At 50.5% G+C, this 16,780-nt stretch carries 13 protein-coding genes; all 13 read left to right on the top strand.

Going from position 1 to position 16,780, the window contains the following annotated elements; translation table 11 throughout:
• The first annotated feature begins 141 nt into the window (after positions 1-141).
• Positions 142-2,976: a calcium-translocating P-type ATPase, SERCA-type gene (locus tag PBN151_RS09940; protein ID WP_072728826.1), complete on the top strand. Its 2,835-nt coding sequence runs from the start codon at positions 142-144 to the stop codon at positions 2,974-2,976.
• Positions 2,977-3,139: 163 nt separating this feature from the next.
• Positions 3,140-3,970, top strand: a complete 831-nt coding sequence (dapF, locus tag PBN151_RS09935; protein ID WP_028531240.1) for a diaminopimelate epimerase — start codon at positions 3,140-3,142, stop codon at positions 3,968-3,970.
• A 253-nt stretch (positions 3,971-4,223) separates the two neighbouring features.
• Positions 4,224-6,128: a bifunctional homocysteine S-methyltransferase/methylenetetrahydrofolate reductase gene (locus tag PBN151_RS09930; protein ID WP_072728825.1), complete on the top strand. Its 1,905-nt coding sequence runs from the start codon at positions 4,224-4,226 to the stop codon at positions 6,126-6,128.
• Positions 6,129-6,160: 32 nt separating this feature from the next.
• Positions 6,161-7,045 carry a YicC/YloC family endoribonuclease gene (locus PBN151_RS09925; RefSeq protein ID WP_028531238.1) on the top strand — a complete coding sequence of 295 codons (885 nt, stop codon included), beginning with the start codon at positions 6,161-6,163 and terminating at the stop codon, positions 7,043-7,045.
• A gap of 36 nt (positions 7,046-7,081) precedes the next feature.
• Positions 7,082-7,342: an extracellular matrix/biofilm regulator RemA gene (gene remA, locus PBN151_RS09920; RefSeq protein ID WP_005548256.1), complete on the top strand. Its 261-nt coding sequence runs from the start codon at positions 7,082-7,084 to the stop codon at positions 7,340-7,342.
• A 13-nt stretch (positions 7,343-7,355) separates the two neighbouring features.
• Positions 7,356-7,934, top strand: coding sequence for a guanylate kinase (gene gmk, locus PBN151_RS09915; RefSeq protein WP_072728987.1), 579 nt, complete (start codon positions 7,356-7,358; stop codon positions 7,932-7,934).
• A gap of 145 nt (positions 7,935-8,079) precedes the next feature.
• The gene (rpoZ, locus tag PBN151_RS09910; RefSeq protein WP_065290281.1) at positions 8,080-8,298 is read left to right on the top strand and encodes a DNA-directed RNA polymerase subunit omega; all 219 of its coding nucleotides are present in this window, start codon (positions 8,080-8,082) and stop codon (positions 8,296-8,298) included.
• Positions 8,299-8,588: 290 nt separating this feature from the next.
• Complete coding sequence (gene coaBC / locus PBN151_RS09905) at positions 8,589-9,923, top strand: bifunctional phosphopantothenoylcysteine decarboxylase/phosphopantothenate--cysteine ligase CoaBC (protein ID WP_072728824.1); 1,335 nt, start codon at positions 8,589-8,591, stop codon at positions 9,921-9,923.
• Positions 9,916-12,597: a primosomal protein N' gene (priA, locus tag PBN151_RS09900; protein WP_227774555.1), complete on the top strand. Its 2,682-nt coding sequence runs from the start codon at positions 9,916-9,918 to the stop codon at positions 12,595-12,597. The genes coaBC and priA overlap by 8 nt, the downstream gene beginning before the upstream one ends.
• An 88-nt stretch (positions 12,598-12,685) precedes the next feature.
• The gene (def, locus tag PBN151_RS09895; protein WP_021256654.1) at positions 12,686-13,162 is read left to right on the top strand and encodes a peptide deformylase; all 477 of its coding nucleotides are present in this window, start codon (positions 12,686-12,688) and stop codon (positions 13,160-13,162) included.
• A gap of 3 nt (positions 13,163-13,165) precedes the next feature.
• A complete protein-coding gene (fmt, locus tag PBN151_RS09890) occupies positions 13,166-14,116 on the top strand; it encodes a methionyl-tRNA formyltransferase (protein WP_072728985.1) in 951 nt (316 codons plus the stop codon).
• Positions 14,113-15,510: a 16S rRNA (cytosine(967)-C(5))-methyltransferase RsmB gene (gene rsmB, locus PBN151_RS09885; protein ID WP_072728823.1), complete on the top strand. Its 1,398-nt coding sequence runs from the start codon at positions 14,113-14,115 to the stop codon at positions 15,508-15,510. The genes fmt and rsmB overlap by 4 nt, the downstream gene beginning before the upstream one ends.
• Before the next feature lie 213 nt (positions 15,511-15,723).
• Positions 15,724-16,776 carry a dual-specificity RNA methyltransferase RlmN gene (gene rlmN, locus PBN151_RS09880; protein ID WP_028531234.1) on the top strand — a complete coding sequence of 351 codons (1,053 nt, stop codon included), beginning with the start codon at positions 15,724-15,726 and terminating at the stop codon, positions 16,774-16,776.
• Positions 16,777-16,780: the final 4 nt, after the last annotated feature.

Raw genomic sequence — 16,780 nt, 5'->3', positions numbered from 1 at the left:
TAATGAAAACTTAAGTGTCTCTTGGATCGTTGGGATATTTTTGGACTCGTCCGAATACCTATAGCGTAGAGGCTGTCTGCTTGGACACTTTTGCAAGGCTATCATACGGAACAATAACGGGAATGGAAAGGGGTACGAACCATGGATCAAATGAAGTGGCACCAGGCATCTTCGGAGCAATTGCTTCAAGCGCTGGGAGTCCACAGGGAAGAAGGGCTCTCTGATGAAGAAGCGGCGTCTCGCCAAACGCGTTTCGGGCATAATGAGCTGTCTGAAGGAGCGCGCATCTCGCCGATCACCTTGTTTTTAAACCAATTTAAAGATTTCATGGTACTGGTTCTTGCCGGTGCTACGCTCGTATCTGGGATACTCGGAGAGTATCTTGATGCCATAACGATTATTGCGATTATTTCACTGAATGCTGTACTCGGATTCATTCAAGAGTTTCGAGCGGAACGATCGCTTCATGCATTAAAGCAGATGTCTGCGCCTACGGCCAATGTGCTTCGCAACAAGCAAGTGCGCAGTGTGCCCGCGAGTGAGCTTGTACCCGGGGACATCGTGCTTCTGGAGAGCGGAGATCGTGTGCCTGCCGACATCCGTTGGTTTGAGACGAACAGCTTGTATGCTGAGGAATCTGCCTTGACCGGAGAGTCGGTACCTGTTGGCAAGCATGCCAAGCCGATAGATAAGGAAGATATCCCATTAGGAGATATGAAAAATATCGGATTCATGGGCACGATGGTTACCCGCGGCTCCGGCAAAGGCGTTGTTATCCGAACAGGTATGGACACCGAGATGGGGAAAATCGCCGATCTAATCGAAAACACCGAATCGATGGATACTCCGCTGCAGCATCGGCTTGAGCAACTAGGCAAAATTCTAATTATCGTCGCACTTCTGGTGACGGTAGTGGTTGTGGCTGCTGGTATTATGCATGGACAACCCGCGATGACGATGTTTTTGGCGGGTGTCAGCTTGGCCGTTGCTGCAATTCCCGAAGGATTGCCAGCGATCGTTACGATTGCGCTGGCCCTAGGGGTTCAGCGCATGATTAAGCGCAAGGCTATCGTTCGCAAGTTGCCGTCAGTGGAGACGTTAGGGTGCGCCTCTGTCATATGCTCGGACAAAACAGGAACACTTACGCAGAATAAGATGACGGTAACCCGCATATGGACAGGTGGTCGTTCACTTGAAGTTAGCGGGGAAGGATTTGAGCCGACTGGACAAATTACAGAACTAGGCAAGCAGTTGGATTTGAAGCACGATCAGTCTCTGCGCCGAGTGCTGCAGATCAGTGCATTGTGCAATAATGCCACCCTTATCGAATCTTATCCGACCGAACAACAAGCCGCTCCGTCTGAACGTAAAAAAGGGAAGAACGGTAAGCAAGCTGCGGGCAAAGAAGTGGAAGAGCTGAGGCCGATCTGGGACATTAAAGGTGATCCAACAGAAGGAGCACTGGTTGTACTGGCTGCGAAGTTAGGGATGACGCCGCAGTCATTGTCCGCCGTGTATGAACGCGTTGGAGAAATTTCCTTTGACTCGGATCGCAAGCGGATGTCTGTCATTGTGAAGCATCAGGGTGGTCGTCTCGCTTTGGTGAAGGGTGCGCCTGATGTGCTGCTGGAACGGTGCAGCTATGCACTGTGGGATGGCAAGGTCGTTCCATTCACGGCGACATTGAAGCAGAAGGCATTAGCAGCGAACGAAGCTATGGCGAAGCAGGCGCTCCGTGTACTGGGGCTTGCCTATCGTGAAATGAAACCCAGTGAAGATGCGGAGAATGAATCTGCAGTGGAATCCCAGCTCGTGTTCGCAGGATTAGCGGGTATGATTGATCCGCCGCGCCGCGAGGCAAGAGAAGCCATTGCTATCTGCAGACGTGCTGGAATTAAGACGGTAATGATTACGGGTGATCATCAATTGACTGCAGAAGCGATCGCCAATCAGCTCGGCATCATCCCGCGCGGCGGATTAACGATGAGCGGAGTGCAGCTTGCTATGATGGATGATGATGCACTGGATAAGGTCGTGGACAATGCTTATGTATATGCGAGGGTTTCGCCAGAGCATAAGCTAAGAATCGTTAAGGCATTACAGCGCAAGGGTCATGTTGTGGCGATGACAGGGGACGGTGTTAATGATGCTCCTGCCATTAAGGCTGCAGATATCGGCATTGCGATGGGGAAAACAGGTACCGATGTAACCAAAGAAGCCTCATCGCTCATCCTGAGCGATGATAATTTTGCAACGATCGTAGCGGCTATTGAGGAAGGACGCGGCATTTACGAGAATATTCGCAAATTTATACGATACTTACTAGCTTCGAACGTAGGGGAAATATTAGTCATGTTCCTTGCCATGATACTAGGACTTCCCTTGCCGCTTGTACCGATACAAATTTTATGGGTGAATCTGGTGACTGACGGGCTGCCTGCAATGGCGCTCGGCGTCGATCAGCCTGAGAAGGATTTAATGGAGCATCGGCCGAGGTCTGCAAAGGAAAGTATCTTCTCACGGAGATTGGGTTGGAAAATTATTAGCCGAGGCATCTTGATTGGGGTATGTACGTTAATCGCATTTTGGCTTACATGGAGTACGGATCCAGACAGTGCTGCACAGCTTACGAAGGCTCAATCCGTTGCATTTGCGACACTCGTACTAGCCCAGCTTATCCATGTGTTTGATTGCCGAAGCTCTCGTTCGATTTTCCATCGGAATTTCTTCCAGAACCGCTACTTGGTGCTGGCAGTTGCCTCCTCGGTTGTGCTTCTGCTTGGTGTGCTCTATATCGAGTCGTTGCAGCCAATATTCAAGACGGTTCCGCTCAACTTCAGAGATTGGGCGATTACATTTGTTATGGCTGGCATTCCAACCTTCTTGATGGGGATCGGATCAGTCCTGACTGGCAAGAAGTCGGGACGGCCAAGTGGGGCGAATCCCGCCTATACCTCCAATCGAAGAGCGGCTTGAAGTTGGTAAATGTTGAAGAATGTATTTATGCAAAAAGTGCAAATATTACTCCACTAGGTTTATAGATTAATAAGCCTTGATTCGGTAAACTTTGAGTTGTTATGAATGACTAAAATGTGGTCAATAATGCAAACTTAGTTTGCCGTATGAAAGGTTGATTGCGATGGAATTTACAAAGATGCATGGACTCGGCAATGACTTCGTTATTGTTCATGGAGAGCAGGAGCTTCCAGCTAACGTATCTGAGTTGGCGGTTGCAGTCTGTAATCGCCATTTCGGTATTGGTGCTGACGGTCTTGTATATATATTGCCTTCTGAATCTGCTGATGTGAGAATGCGAATTATTAATTCGGATGGGTCAGAAGCTGAACAGTGCGGTAATGCGATTCGATGTGTCTCGACCTATGTCGTGGAGCATGGATATGTGAAGCGAGATGAGCTTACGATCGAGACTCAGGCTGGTGTGCAGCATGTTCAGATCATTCGTGAGGACGGATGCGTCCATGCCGTGCGTGTAGATATGGGAGAGCCAGTGCTTGAAGGGCTGCAGGTACCGACGGTATTTGATAAGCCTGCTGTCATTGACCAGCCGATTGAAGCAGGCGGCCACGCATTTACGTTTACGGCAGTATCTATGGGTAATCCACATTGTGTCATCTATGTGGATGATGCAGCAACGTTCGATATCCATGGATGGGGGCCGCTGTTGGAGAGTCACTCTTATTTTCCGCGGAACATCAATGTAGAGTTTGTCTCTATTCATACACGCGATCATGTCACGATGCGAGTATGGGAGCGGGGAGCAGGGGCTACTCTTGCATGTGGAACAGGCGCTTGCGCGACGCTCGTATCGAGTGTGCTTAATGGGTTGACGGACAGAGCGGCAACCGTATCGCTTGCAGGAGGAGACTTATTTATTGAATGGAATGCGGGGGATAATCATGTCTACATGACAGGGCCTGCAACATTTGTATTTGATGGTGTATGGGAGTAAGGAACTTAATAAACATGATGAGATATGAACATGAGGGGTCAGCTGTAGTCGATGCAGCGGGCCTCTTTTTTATGCTGTGATGTACGTATAACACAGTATTTTGGTGGAAATTCTATGAGTTTTTCAAAAAAAGACGAACAAAATGGGCGATTTTACTTGATGAACCGCGGTTTCTTGATAGAATGTTTACTAAGCAAGTTACTACTATATACAGAGGATTCACCAACGATGGGAGATTGGGGTGCGAGACAGGATGAAGAACTTTCGGGAAGCACTGCACGAGCAAATCATAATTGGCGATGGTGCAATGGGGACGTATTTGTATCAACTTGGGTATCCTGTTGGTATCTCGTATGAAATACTGAATGTTACCGATCCAGAGGTGATCCGCAATATCCATAAGCAGTATGTGGATGCAGGTGCGGGCCTGCTAGAGACGAATACATTCACTGCGAATCGGGAGAAGCTCTACAGACATGGCAAAGAGCATCTCGTTAAGGATATTAATAGAGCGGCTGTCCGCCTTGCCCGTGAAGCAGCAGGAAATCAAGCTTATGTGATAGGTGCGCTTGGTTCTATTCGAGCAGGTAAACGTGAGAATGTTCATACCAACCAAGTCATTCGAGATTATCATGAACAGATGTCGGCCATGCTGGAAGAAGGCGTTGACGGCATTATGTTTGAGACCTTCTACGATCTGGAAGAAATGCGTCTTGCCTTGCAAGTGGTGCGTGAACTGGATCAAGATGTTCCTGTAATCTGTCAATTCGCCGTGGAGGAATCTCGGAGAACGAAGGATGGCAAGAGCTTGCTGGAAGCATTCCGCGTCTTGCGTGACGATGGAGCGGATGTAGTAGGCTTGAACTGCCATATGGGTCCGAATGGCGTGCTGCGTGCGCTAGAGGGTGTTCAAGGGCGTATCGACCTGCCGTTGTCTGCATTCCCAAATGCAGGTCTGCCTGATTATGTCGATGGACGCTACAACTTCGTTGCATCCGCAGAATATATGGCGCAAAGCGCGGTTAAATTCGTGCAGATGGGTGCTCGGATTGTCGGCGGCTGCTGCGGAACGACACCTGAACATGTTGCGGCAATCGTAGAAGCTCTTCGGGACGTGGAAGTTCCTGAGCTCCCTGTGCAGCCTGTGGAAAGCATCATTATTGAAGAGGAATCAGAATCTATGCTTTGGCATGACGGTGCTGCTTGCTACGACGGCTGTGATCATGGACACGATGCTGAGGAATCAATAGTCGATATGGTGCGATCCCGTCATACAGTCATCGTGGAGCTGGATCCGCCTCGTGATCTGGACGTATCGAAGTTCATGAAGGGTGCGCAGGTATTGAAGGAGGCGGGGGTTGACGCCCTGACGTTGGCAGATAATTCGCTTGCCGTTACCAGAATGAGCAACTTGGCTCTTGGTTACATGGCACTTGATAAAGTCGGCATTCGCCCGCTTGTCCATATTGCATGCCGAGATCGCAATCTGATAGGAACTCAGTCCCACATGATGGGCCTTCATGCACTTGGCATTGACCATGTGCTCGCTGTAACGGGAGATCCAGCCCGATTCGGTGATCTTCCTGACTCGAGCTCGGTATACGACATGACCTCTTTCGAGATCATTCGGATGATTAAGCAGTTGAATAGCGGTCTCGCATTCTCAGGCAAGCCGCTCAAGCAGAAGGCGAAGTTCGTCGTTGGCGGCGCATTCAATCCGAATGTGAAGCATCTGGATAAAGCGATTGCGCGTTTGGAACGGAAAATCGAGGCCGGCGCGGATTACATTATGACGCAGCCCGTCTATGATAAAGAGTTAATTGTACGGATAGCAGAAGGTACGAAACATCTTAATGTACCAGTCTTTATCGGGATTATGCCGCTTGCGAGCGGACGCAATGCTGAATATCTCCACAATGAGGTTCCCGGTATCGAACTGTCCGATGAAGTACGTAGTAGAATGAGCGGATTAGAAGGGGAAGCTGGGCGCAAGGAAGGGGTCGCCATCGCGAAGGAACTGCTGGATGTCGCGCTTACCCATTTTAAGGGCATCTACTTCATGACGCCGTTCATGTTCTATGAAATGACAGCCGAATTGACCCAGTATGTATGGGAAAAAGCGGAACGCCAGGCAGACCCCTTGTATCGTCTGACATAATCAATTAAAATAGGGTAATGGATGTGGTGCCCGTGGTCTATAGTATGACTGGTTACGGTCAGTCTACCCGCGAGATTGGCGGGTACAAGATAACGATTGAAGCGAAGTCTGTTAACCATCGTTACTGCGAAGCTGTGCTTCGCTTGCCGAGAGAATGGACATGCTATGAGGATCGTCTTCGGCGCATCGTTCAGCAGAAGGTTAGTCGCGGCCGAATCGATGTGTTTATGAATAAGGAGCGGAACGGCGAGGTTAAGTCGGTTGTGGAATTGAATCGGCAAACGCTCGAAGCGTATCTTCAAGCTTCTGCGAAAGTTCAAAGTGAGTATGGTGTAGCGGGAGATTTGTCGGTTACCGACTTGCTCTCGCTTCCTGATTTGTTCACGGTTAGAGAGTTAACCTCTTGGTCGGAGGAGGAGCTTGCTGCTTCTCTTGAATCGGGATTGCTGGAAGCAATGGATGGATTGTGCAGGATGCGCGCCATGGAAGGCAGCCACCTCAACCGAGATTTGGCGGAACGACTGAGCCGGTTGGAATTGCTCCATTCGGAACTCACAGAATGGGCTCCGGTCGTTGTGACCGATTATCGAGCGAAACTGAATCAACGTATCGAACAACTGTTGGATGCCAGTTTTCCAATGGACGAGCATAAGCTTGCACTGGAAGTGGCACTGTTTGCGGAACGCTCCAACATTGATGAAGAACTGACGCGGCTGAAGAGCCATTTCGAACAGTTCAGACGACTGCTCGAAAGTAATGAAGCGATAGGACGCAAGCTTGATTTTCTTGTACAAGAAATGAACCGCGAAACGAACACCATCGGCTCCAAGGCGAATCATTTGGAAATAACGAACCGCGTCGTTGAAATGAAAGCGGAGCTGGAGAAAATTCGCGAACAAGCAGCGAATATTGAATAAATTGTGGAGCGCTCGAAAGTAGAGGGAGGACCTGTAATGGCGATTAAGCTAATCAATATCGGGTTTGGTAATATCGTATCTGCCAACCGGATCATTTCGATTGTGAGCCCGGAATCGGCTCCAATTAAACGAATCATTCAAGAGGCTCGAGACCGTCATATGCTGATTGACGCTACATACGGCCGACGTACGCGTGCCGTAATTATTACGGACAGTGACCATGTCATTTTGTCCGCTGTGCAGCCTGAAACGGTAGCTCACCGTCTATCTACAAAGGATGACGACAACGACGAATAAGATGGAGACGAAGATGAAGAAGGGGTTATTGATTGTGCTGTCCGGCCCATCTGGCGTCGGTAAGGGCACAGTATGCAAAGCTTTACTGAAGAAAACCAACGATCTTACTTATTCCGTGTCTGCAACGACACGCGAGCCGCGTGCCGGCGAAGTAGACGGTGTGAATTATTTCTTCAAATCACGCGAGGAATTCATGCAGATGATCGAGGAAGATCGTTTGCTTGAATATGCGGAATACGTAGGTAACTATTACGGAACACCATGTGACTTCGTTGAACAGAAGTTGACTGAAGGCCGTGATGTTATTTTGGAAATCGAAGTGCAGGGTGCAATGAAGGTAAAGGAGAAATTCCCGAACGGAATTTTCATCTTCTTGCTCCCGCCGTCGCTCGACGAGCTGAAGGATCGCATTCGTGGTCGCGGTACAGAGCAGGAGCACGTAATCGATTCCCGGATGAATGTAGCCGTTGAAGAGATTGCGTTAATGGAGAACTATGATTACGCGGTCGTTAACGACGAGATTGATCTTGCGTGCAAGCGTATAGAGAGCATCATCATTGCCGAACATTGTAAGATTGGGTTTCAAGAATAAGCTGCAGCAAGGCGCACTTTCATTGGAAGTGTGCCTTGTCACGGTTGTTAGAAGAGAGCGGCTTCTACAACGTAGATAAACGGCATATATTGTCTGCTGGGCGTCTGCGTCAGAAGCGAGGATACGAAAAAAGGAGTGCTGAACCATGCTTTATCCTTCCATTGATGAATTGATGAAAAAGGTTGACAGTAAATATTCTTTGGTAGTTGCAGCTTCACGCCGTGCGCGCCAATTGCGTGAAGGCGGTCGTACGGAATTGAAAAACCCAAAATCCCATAAACAAGTGGGCGTGGCTTTGGAAGAAATTTATGGCGATTACATTCACACAGAGCAAGACCACAGTCAGCTTCAACCAGGTGAATAAACACAACTGCAAATGCGAGCTGGAAGGCTCTTGGTCAGAGAATGAGGCACGAGTTGACCAGTGGCGCATAGCAGGACGGAAGTTCATACAAGTTTGAAAAAGGATAACAACCGCAAGGTTGTTATTTTTTTCAAGAAGAAGGAACAAGGAAGTACTGTAATAGCAATAATTCCTAAAGAATGATACGTTCGGCGGCATATTGGGCCGATTAATCGCCATGCAGTATGGTCATGAATCGCTAGCGGCTAAGGGGATTTCGGCATGTCGGCTGAACGGAAAGGCGGGATACAATGTTGCAAGGGAAAACGATAGTGCTCGGAGTTACTGGAGGCATTGCCGCTTATAAAGCTGCTGCCTTGTGCAGCAAGCTGAAGCAGGAAGGTGCAGAGGTTCACGTCATTATGACGAAATCGGCAACGGAATTCATTACCGAGTTGACTTTCCAAACGCTATCTCGTCATCTCGTATATACAGATACGTTTGACGAGAGGGATGCATCTGTCGTCTCTCATATTGACTTGGCGGATCGGGCTGATCTGATTCTGGTAGCACCTGCAACAGCGAATGTAATTGGGAAGATGGCACACGGGCTTGCGGATGATATGCTGACGACAACGCTGCTTGCAACGACGGCTCCTGTCATTGTTGCGCCAGCGATGAATGTACATATGTATGTCCATCCTGCAGTTCAGCATAACATGGGGATGCTGCGCGAGCGTGGAGTCCACTTCATAGAGCCAGAAGAGGGCCTCCTCGCCTGCGGTTATACAGGCAAGGGAAGAATGGCAGAGCCCGAGCATATCATCGAGCAGCTCAAACAGTGGATGGCTTCCAACAAGCTGCCTGAGAGATTCGGGCCGAGCAATGTGATGACAAGCGTCAAGGCGAATGGCTCTGGCGTACCGCCAGAAGCTGCTGCACAAGAAGAACTGCTTCTATATGGAAAAACGGTACTTGTCACAGCAGGTGGAACTGTTGAACGCATTGACCCCGTTCGCTATATAACGAATGATTCCTCAGGCAAGATGGGATTTGCTATCGCAGAGGCGGCGCGAAATATGGGGGCTCAGGTGGTCGTAGTAGCAGGACAAACGCAAGTATGCCCGCCAGAAGGGGTAACGATTGTCCGCGTGGAATCCACACAGGATATGTACGAGGAAGTCATGAGCCGCTATCCAGAGATTGATCTGGTTGTGAAGACAGCAGCAGTTGCTGACTATCGCCCGGTCGCACGGGCACCTCAAAAGTTGAAAAAGACTGGGGAACGTCTCATCATTGAGTTGGAACGGAACCCGGATATTTTAGAAGAGCTTGGGCGCCAAAAGTCGAAGCAATTCCTCGTTGGCTTTGCCGCAGAGACGGAGCATGTTGACCAATACGCGGCAGATAAGCTGCGCCGCAAACGGCTTGATCTCATCGTTGCGAATGATGTATCGCGATCAGAAGGTGGATTTGGATCTGATAACAATGAGGTATCGATTTATGACGCGGAAGGTCTTGTAGAACGAATTCCGCTTATGGCGAAGAGTGGGGTTGCGAAGCGTATATTGCAGTTGGCTGCATCGAGAATGAAGGATCCGACCCGGGTGCTGGCAGGTGCTGAAGAGGTGCATCCGATTGAGTAGTGAACATGACTGGATGCCTGCACATGAGCCTTTGTTCCATGCGGTGGGGGCCACAGTCTTGGATGAAGGAACTCGCTGCAATGTGGCTCAGGTCATTGTTGATGTATCTAGCAAGGCAACGAATCGCCCATTTGATTATGCAGTGCCGCAGGATATGGAGGCATGGCTCGAAATTGGCAGCAGAGTTGGGGTTCCTTTTGGCGGGAGAACCGTACAAGGATTCGTCATCGGACTGTCAGATACGACGGATGTGCCGAAGTCTAGATTGAAGCCCATCCAGCAGCTGCTCGACATTGTCCCTCCTCTGCGTCCTGATTTGGTGCAGCTTGCGAAGTGGATGAGTGACCGCTATGTATGTACTTTGACGGCAGCGCTGCAGGTTATGATTCCCGGCGCAATGAAGGGCAAACGAGAGAAGGCCGTTCAACTTGGGGAAGATGCGGTGTTGTATATGCATCACACACGCCTTCATGAAGAGCAGATGAAGGCTGACGATCCTTCAATTGTGGACACGCAGCTTCCCGATCAACTTGAGCTTATGCCGCATAAACTGCTTGCGGACAGCCTCACCGCTGAACTGCTTGCTTATGTAGAACGGAACGAGCCAATCGCTGCCGATAAGCTGCTGCAGGCATTCCCAGCCGGAGCCGCCCTAATCAAAGAGGCGATGCAGCACGGGTGGCTCGTGGAGACGGAGCGAATTAAAGATCGTATAGGCGTGAAGAAGCTGAAGCGTGTTCGCCTTGCTGTGGAACCGGATCAGGCTGAGCAAGCAGCGGTGGAGATTGGCGCTCGCGCTCGCCGTCAGCAGGAATTGCTTCGGCAGCTTCTTGAATTCGGCGGGGAACTTCCGCTTCGCTCGCTCAATGCTTCTGCGGTGAAAGCCTTGGAAGGCAAAGGATTGATCGTCGTCGACGAGGTTGAGGTTATGCGTGATCCATACGCCGACCGGCGCTTCAAGCCGACTCAGCCGCTGCCTCTAACAGAAGAGCAGCAGGGCGTTCTAAGCCGAATTACCGAAATGCTGGATGAGGGTTGTGCACAATCATTTCTTCTCCACGGCGTGACCGGAAGTGGCAAGACAGAAGTATACTTGCAGGCAATCGACCGCTGTCTCCGTTCCGGCAGACAAGCGATCGTGCTGGTACCGGAAATATCACTGACCCCTCAAATGGTAGAGCGGTTCAAGGGACGATTCGGCTCAAAGGTGGCTGTTATGCACAGTCGCCTGTCCCAAGGGGAGCGTTACGATGAGTGGAGGAAAATACGAGAGCGGCGCGTTCAGGTCGCGATTGGAGCGCGTTCTGCCATATTTGCTCCATTTGAGCATATCGGTCTTATCATTATGGATGAAGAACATGAAACCTCTTATAAACAGGAGGAGACACCGAAGTATCATGCCCGCGATGTCGCCGTAGAGCGAGCTAGATTACATGACGCCGTTGTTGTGCTTGGATCAGCGACGCCCTCTATGGAGACGTATTACGCGGCCAAGCTTCATGGATATGAAGCTCCGCCGTCAGGGCTGGAGCCGCCTGCTTGGGATTTGGCTCCGCTGGCCATGCCAACCCGCGTTGGTGGCAGAGCGCTTCCGCCCGTGACGATTGTGGATATGCGTGAGCAGCTGAAGATAGGCAATCGCTCGATGTTCAGCGCTCCGCTGGAGAAGGCGCTGGAGGAGCGGATCGAACGGGGAGAGCAGACAGTTCTGCTGTTGAATCGACGTGGTTACTCCACATTCGTGATGTGTCGGACGTGTGGGTATGTTGCCCAATGTCCTGAATGTGATATTTCGCTGACTTATCATATGAAGTCTGGGCATATGCGCTGTCATTATTGTGGGTACGCGGAACGGGCACCAGTCGTCTGTCCCTCATGCGAAAGCGAGCATATACGCTACTTTGGCACAGGGACACAGCGTGTTGAAGAGCAGCTAGCCAAGCGTTTTCCGGGCATACGTGTCATTCGGATGGACGTGGACACGACGACGGAGAAGGGATCGCATGAACGTCTGCTTGCCCAGTTCGGTGAACGCAAGGCAGATGTACTGCTGGGGACGCAGATGGTCGCGAAGGGACTTGATTTCCCTTATGTGACATTGGTAGGTGTTATCGCTGCGGATTCTGCGCTGCACATGCCGGACTTCCGAGCGGCGGAGAAGACATTCCAGCTTCTTACGCAGGTCGCAGGCCGTGCAGGCAGACATCAGTTGCCAGGCGAAGTAATTGTGCAGACCTATGCACCGGAACATTACTCCATTACCCATGCTGCCCAGCATGATTACTCGGCTTTCGCCTCAGATGAGCTAAGGCATAGAATGCAGCAGATGGTTCCGCCTTTTTGTCGATTGGCCTTGCTCTCTATGACACATGAACAGCTGCCGCTGCTCGTGCGTGTCGCAGAGAACGCTGCCCTGCGGCTGAAGGAGCTGGCTGAGCAGCGAGGATGGCTTCATGGGCTGAACGAAGCAGCCAATGCGGTTGAAATTTTGGGGCCAGTTGCTTCTCCAATTCCGCGAATTAAGAACCGCTACCGGTTCCAATGCATTATCAAGAGCAGAGGAAATGTTGATTTGTCCTCTTTGATGGCAGATGCGATGAAGGAGTTCGACATGGTATCCAAAGAGCAGGATGTATGGTTCAATGTAGATATCGACCCGCAAATGATGATGTAGAGATGAATATAAAGCACTGGAGCATTCGTCATCAGCATATATGGTGAATAAACTATAAATAAACGATTCAAAAAGGAAGGTGTGCCCGATGGCATTACGAATTATTGTACACGAACCAGATGAGGTTCTACATCAAATAGCAAAGGAAGTTCCTAAGATTACGCCGAATATTCAGAAGCTGCTGACAGATATGGCAGATACGATGTACCATGCTGAAGGTGTCGGACTTGCTGCACCGCAGATCGGTATCTTGAAGCGTGTCATTGTTGTAGATGTCGGCGATGAGCATGGATTGATCGAGATGGTGAACCCTGTTATCCTGTCTGCGGAAGGAGAACAGCTTGGCCCGGAAGGCTGCTTGAGCATTCCAGGAATCAATGGCGACGTACTCCGCCATCAGAAAATCACGGTAAAAGGGCTTGACCGCAATGGTCGTGAAATTACGGTTGAAGCTGAAGATTTCTTGGCTCGTGCATTCCAGCATGAGATCGACCATTTGAACGGTGTATTGTTCACCGAGATTGCAGAACGGGTATATGAGGTGCCCCGCGAAGGCAGGGAATAAATGATGACGAAGATTGTATTTATGGGGACGCCTGAGTTCGCGGTCCCTTGCTTGGAGAATTTGTTAAAGGAAGGGTACGAAGTTGCAGCGGTGGTTACTCAGCCGGATCGTCCGGTAGGGCGTAAACGTGTGCTGACGCCTACACCAGTGAAGGCTGCTGCGCTGGAGCATGGGATTCCTGTATGGCAGCCTGAGAAGCTTCGTACCTCTACCACGATAGAGGATATTCGCGCTTTGGAGCCGGATCTTATTGTTACTGCAGCTTATGGACAGATTCTGCCGAAGTCTGTGCTTGATATTCCGCGTCTCGGCTGTATTAATGTACACGGTTCACTTCTGCCGAAGTACCGTGGAGGTGCACCAATTCAGCGTTCGATCATGAATGGCGAGCCGGTGACTGGTGTAACGATTATGTATATGGCGGAAGGCATGGATACAGGCGATATGATCAGACCGATTGAAGTGCCGATTACGGATGAGGACAATGCCGGCACGATGTTCCAGAAGTTAAGCGCTGCAGGAGCACAGCTTCTGATCGATACGCTGCCGGATCTAATCGCAGGTCGTATCCAGGCGATACCGCAGCCTCATGAGGAAGCAACTTACGCCCCTAACTTGAAGCGCGAGGATGAGAAGATCGATTGGTCACACTCTGCGCGTGAGATTTTCAATCAGGTTCGCGGCCTTGTACCGTTCTCTGGCGGATTTACGTTGTGGAACGATGAGGTATTCAAGGTGTGGGCTTGTGAGGCGCCGAGCAAGGCAGAGGCTGATGCATCCAAGGGATCGCAGGAGCCGGGAACTGTGTTGGCACTTAGCCCACGCGGCATTGAGGTTCAGACAGGTGCAGGCACATTGTGGCTGACCGAGGTTCAGCCTGCTGGCAAGAAGGCAATGGCTGCTAGCGAATTCGTTCGCGGCGGCAAGATGATGCAAGGGATGGTGCTGAAGTGAGCGAGCAGCATTCGGGAGGCGCGAAGAAGCGCAAGACAGCACGCGATGTTGCGCTCGAGGTGCTTGTTCAAGTGGAGAAGGAGCACTCCTACAGCAATTTGCAATTGAACCAGGCACTCCAAGGAGCGAATTTACCGCGAGTTGACGCAGGTCTGGCGACAGAACTTGTATACGGAACGATTCAGCGATTGAATACGATTGATGGTGTGCTGGAGCAGAAGGTACAGCGTGGTTTGTCCAAGCTTAAGCCGTGGATGCGCAATCTGCTGCGCATGACAGCCTATCAGCTGCATTATCTGGATCGCATTCCTGCCCATGCCGCCATCAATGAAGCGGTTACGATTGCGAAGCGACGCGGTGGACAGTCCATGGGCGGCTTCGCCAATGGAGTGCTGCGAGCGATTATGCGCGAGCCGAATTTATGGGATACTCCTGCTGGTTCAGATCCGGTCTCACGAATTGTATGGGAGCATTCGCATCCGGCTTGGCTTGTCTCCGACTGGGTCGATGCTTACGGGGAAGCAGACACAGCAGCGATGTGTGAGGCGAACAATCGTCCTCCGCACGGTAGCGTACGTGTAAATGCGCTGCGAACGAATCGTGAGAAGCTGCTTGCCGATATGAAGGAGGAAGGCTTGAATGCAATGCCTTCTTCACTTTCGAAGGATGGAATCGTAGCTGAGGGTGCAGGGAATCTGGCGTTAAGCAAGTGGTATCGCAATGGCGAACTGTCTGTGCAGGATGAGAGCTCCATGCTCGTCGTTGAGGCGCTTCGTCCTGAGGCTGGCATGCGAGTGCTGGACTGCTGTGCAGCTCCTGGAGGCAAGACGACACATATTGCGGAGCGAATGGGCAATACGGGTGAGGTAGTGGCTAATGATGTTCATGCTCATAAGGTGGCGCTCATCGCAGATCAGGCTGAACGTCTTGGCTTGACATCAGTAGCGATGATGAATGTGGATGCGTCCACACTAAGCCGCGAACTTCCTTCTGGCAGCTTTGATGCAGTGCTGCTCGATGCACCGTGCACAGGCTTCGGTGTCATTCGACGTAAGCCGGACATTAAGTGGGCCAAGCGTCCTGAGGACGTAGCATCTATTGCTTCCCTTCAAGCTGAGCTGCTTGATCAGGCAGCCCAATTGGTTCGCCCAGGCGGACGCCTCGTCTATTCAACTTGTACGGTTGAGCGTGCGGAAAATGAGGATGTGGTTCGCCGCTTCCTAGCATACGCTGCTGAGGAAGGTTGGGAACTGGATGATACGTGGAAGGCGGCTCTTCCAGCGGAGCCCCTCGCTGCGGCACTGAAGCGGAGCCCGGAAGGCATGCTGCAGGTACTGCCGCATGATGCGGAATCGGATGGCTTCTTCATCGCTTGCCTGAAGAAGCGCAAGTAAGCATATCATCGTGCGAATCGCATGATGTTGATACCTGCATAGGGTGTGAAGCATACGCCGCAACGCTCAAGACGAGGCTTCTTGAACGTTGCGGCTTTCTTTTTCAAGCAGGGAAGATCTGCTGCTTGCAACACGCGCTTTTAGCATTTCGCCCATTTGTGGTAAAATAAATCGAACTGCATGATTGAGGAAAGGTAGAGGTTGAACAAACGAATGAAACCATTTATATACGATCTAACATTTGAACAGCTTCAAGAATGGTTGAAGGAGCAAGGAGAGCCGGCATTCCGTGCCGGACAAATTTTTGATTGGCTATACGTGAAGCGTGTGGATGACTTCCAAGGGATGTCAAACTTGTCCAAGTCGCTTCGTGAGAAGTTGGAGAACAGCTTCCAATTTGTAACACTGAAAGAAATTACACACATGAAATCGCAGGATGGAACGTATAAATTCCTATTCGGACTACACGATGATCATGCGATTGAGACTGTCATTATGAAGCATAGTTATGGGAACAGCATCTGTGTAACGACCCAGGTCGGATGCCGTGTAGGCTGTACCTTCTGTGCCTCTACGCTTGGCGGGTTGAAGCGGAACCTGACAGCGGGCGAGATTGTAGCCCAAGTCGTCGCTGCGCAGAAAATTCTGGACGAATCCGAAGAGCGCGTGAGCAGCATCGTTATTATGGGGACGGGAGAGCCGTTTGAAAATTATGATGCGACGATGGCGTTTCTGCGCATTATGATCCATGAGAAGGGGCTGCACATCGGACAACGTCATATTACGGTATCAACGAGCGGCATTGTGCCAAGCATTTACAAATTTGCTGACGAGAATACGCAAATCAACTTGGCGATTTCAATTCATGCGCCGAATGATGCTCTGCGTTCGAAGCTTATGCCCGTTAACCGCAGATTCCCATTCGAGGAAGTGATGAAGGCGCTCAAGCATTATCAAGTGAAGACTGGACGCCGTATAACCTTCGAATACGCGCTTATTGGCGGTGTGAACGATAAGGTTGAGCATGCGGAAGAACTTGCAGATGTATTGAAACGTATGGAAATGCTCGCACATGTCAACTTGATTCCGGTCAACTATGTACCGGAGCGGAATTATGTACGTACCCCTCGCAACGATATTTTTGCATTCCACCGTGCGCTTCAGGATCGAGGTATTAATTCGACGATACGCCGGGAGCAGGGGCATGACATTGCTGCAGCGTGTGGACAATTGCGAGCGAAGCATATGGAGTCTAATGCGAGGTGATCGA

Origin of the sequence: Paenibacillus sp. NAIST15-1, assembly GCF_001894745.1 — a bacterium.
In the GTDB taxonomy this organism is placed as follows: Bacteria; Bacillota; Bacilli; order Paenibacillales; family Paenibacillaceae; genus Paenibacillus_B; species Paenibacillus_B suaedae.
Note: the sequence above shows the minus strand (reverse complement) of the source record. Positions and strands in the feature narration are given on the sequence as shown.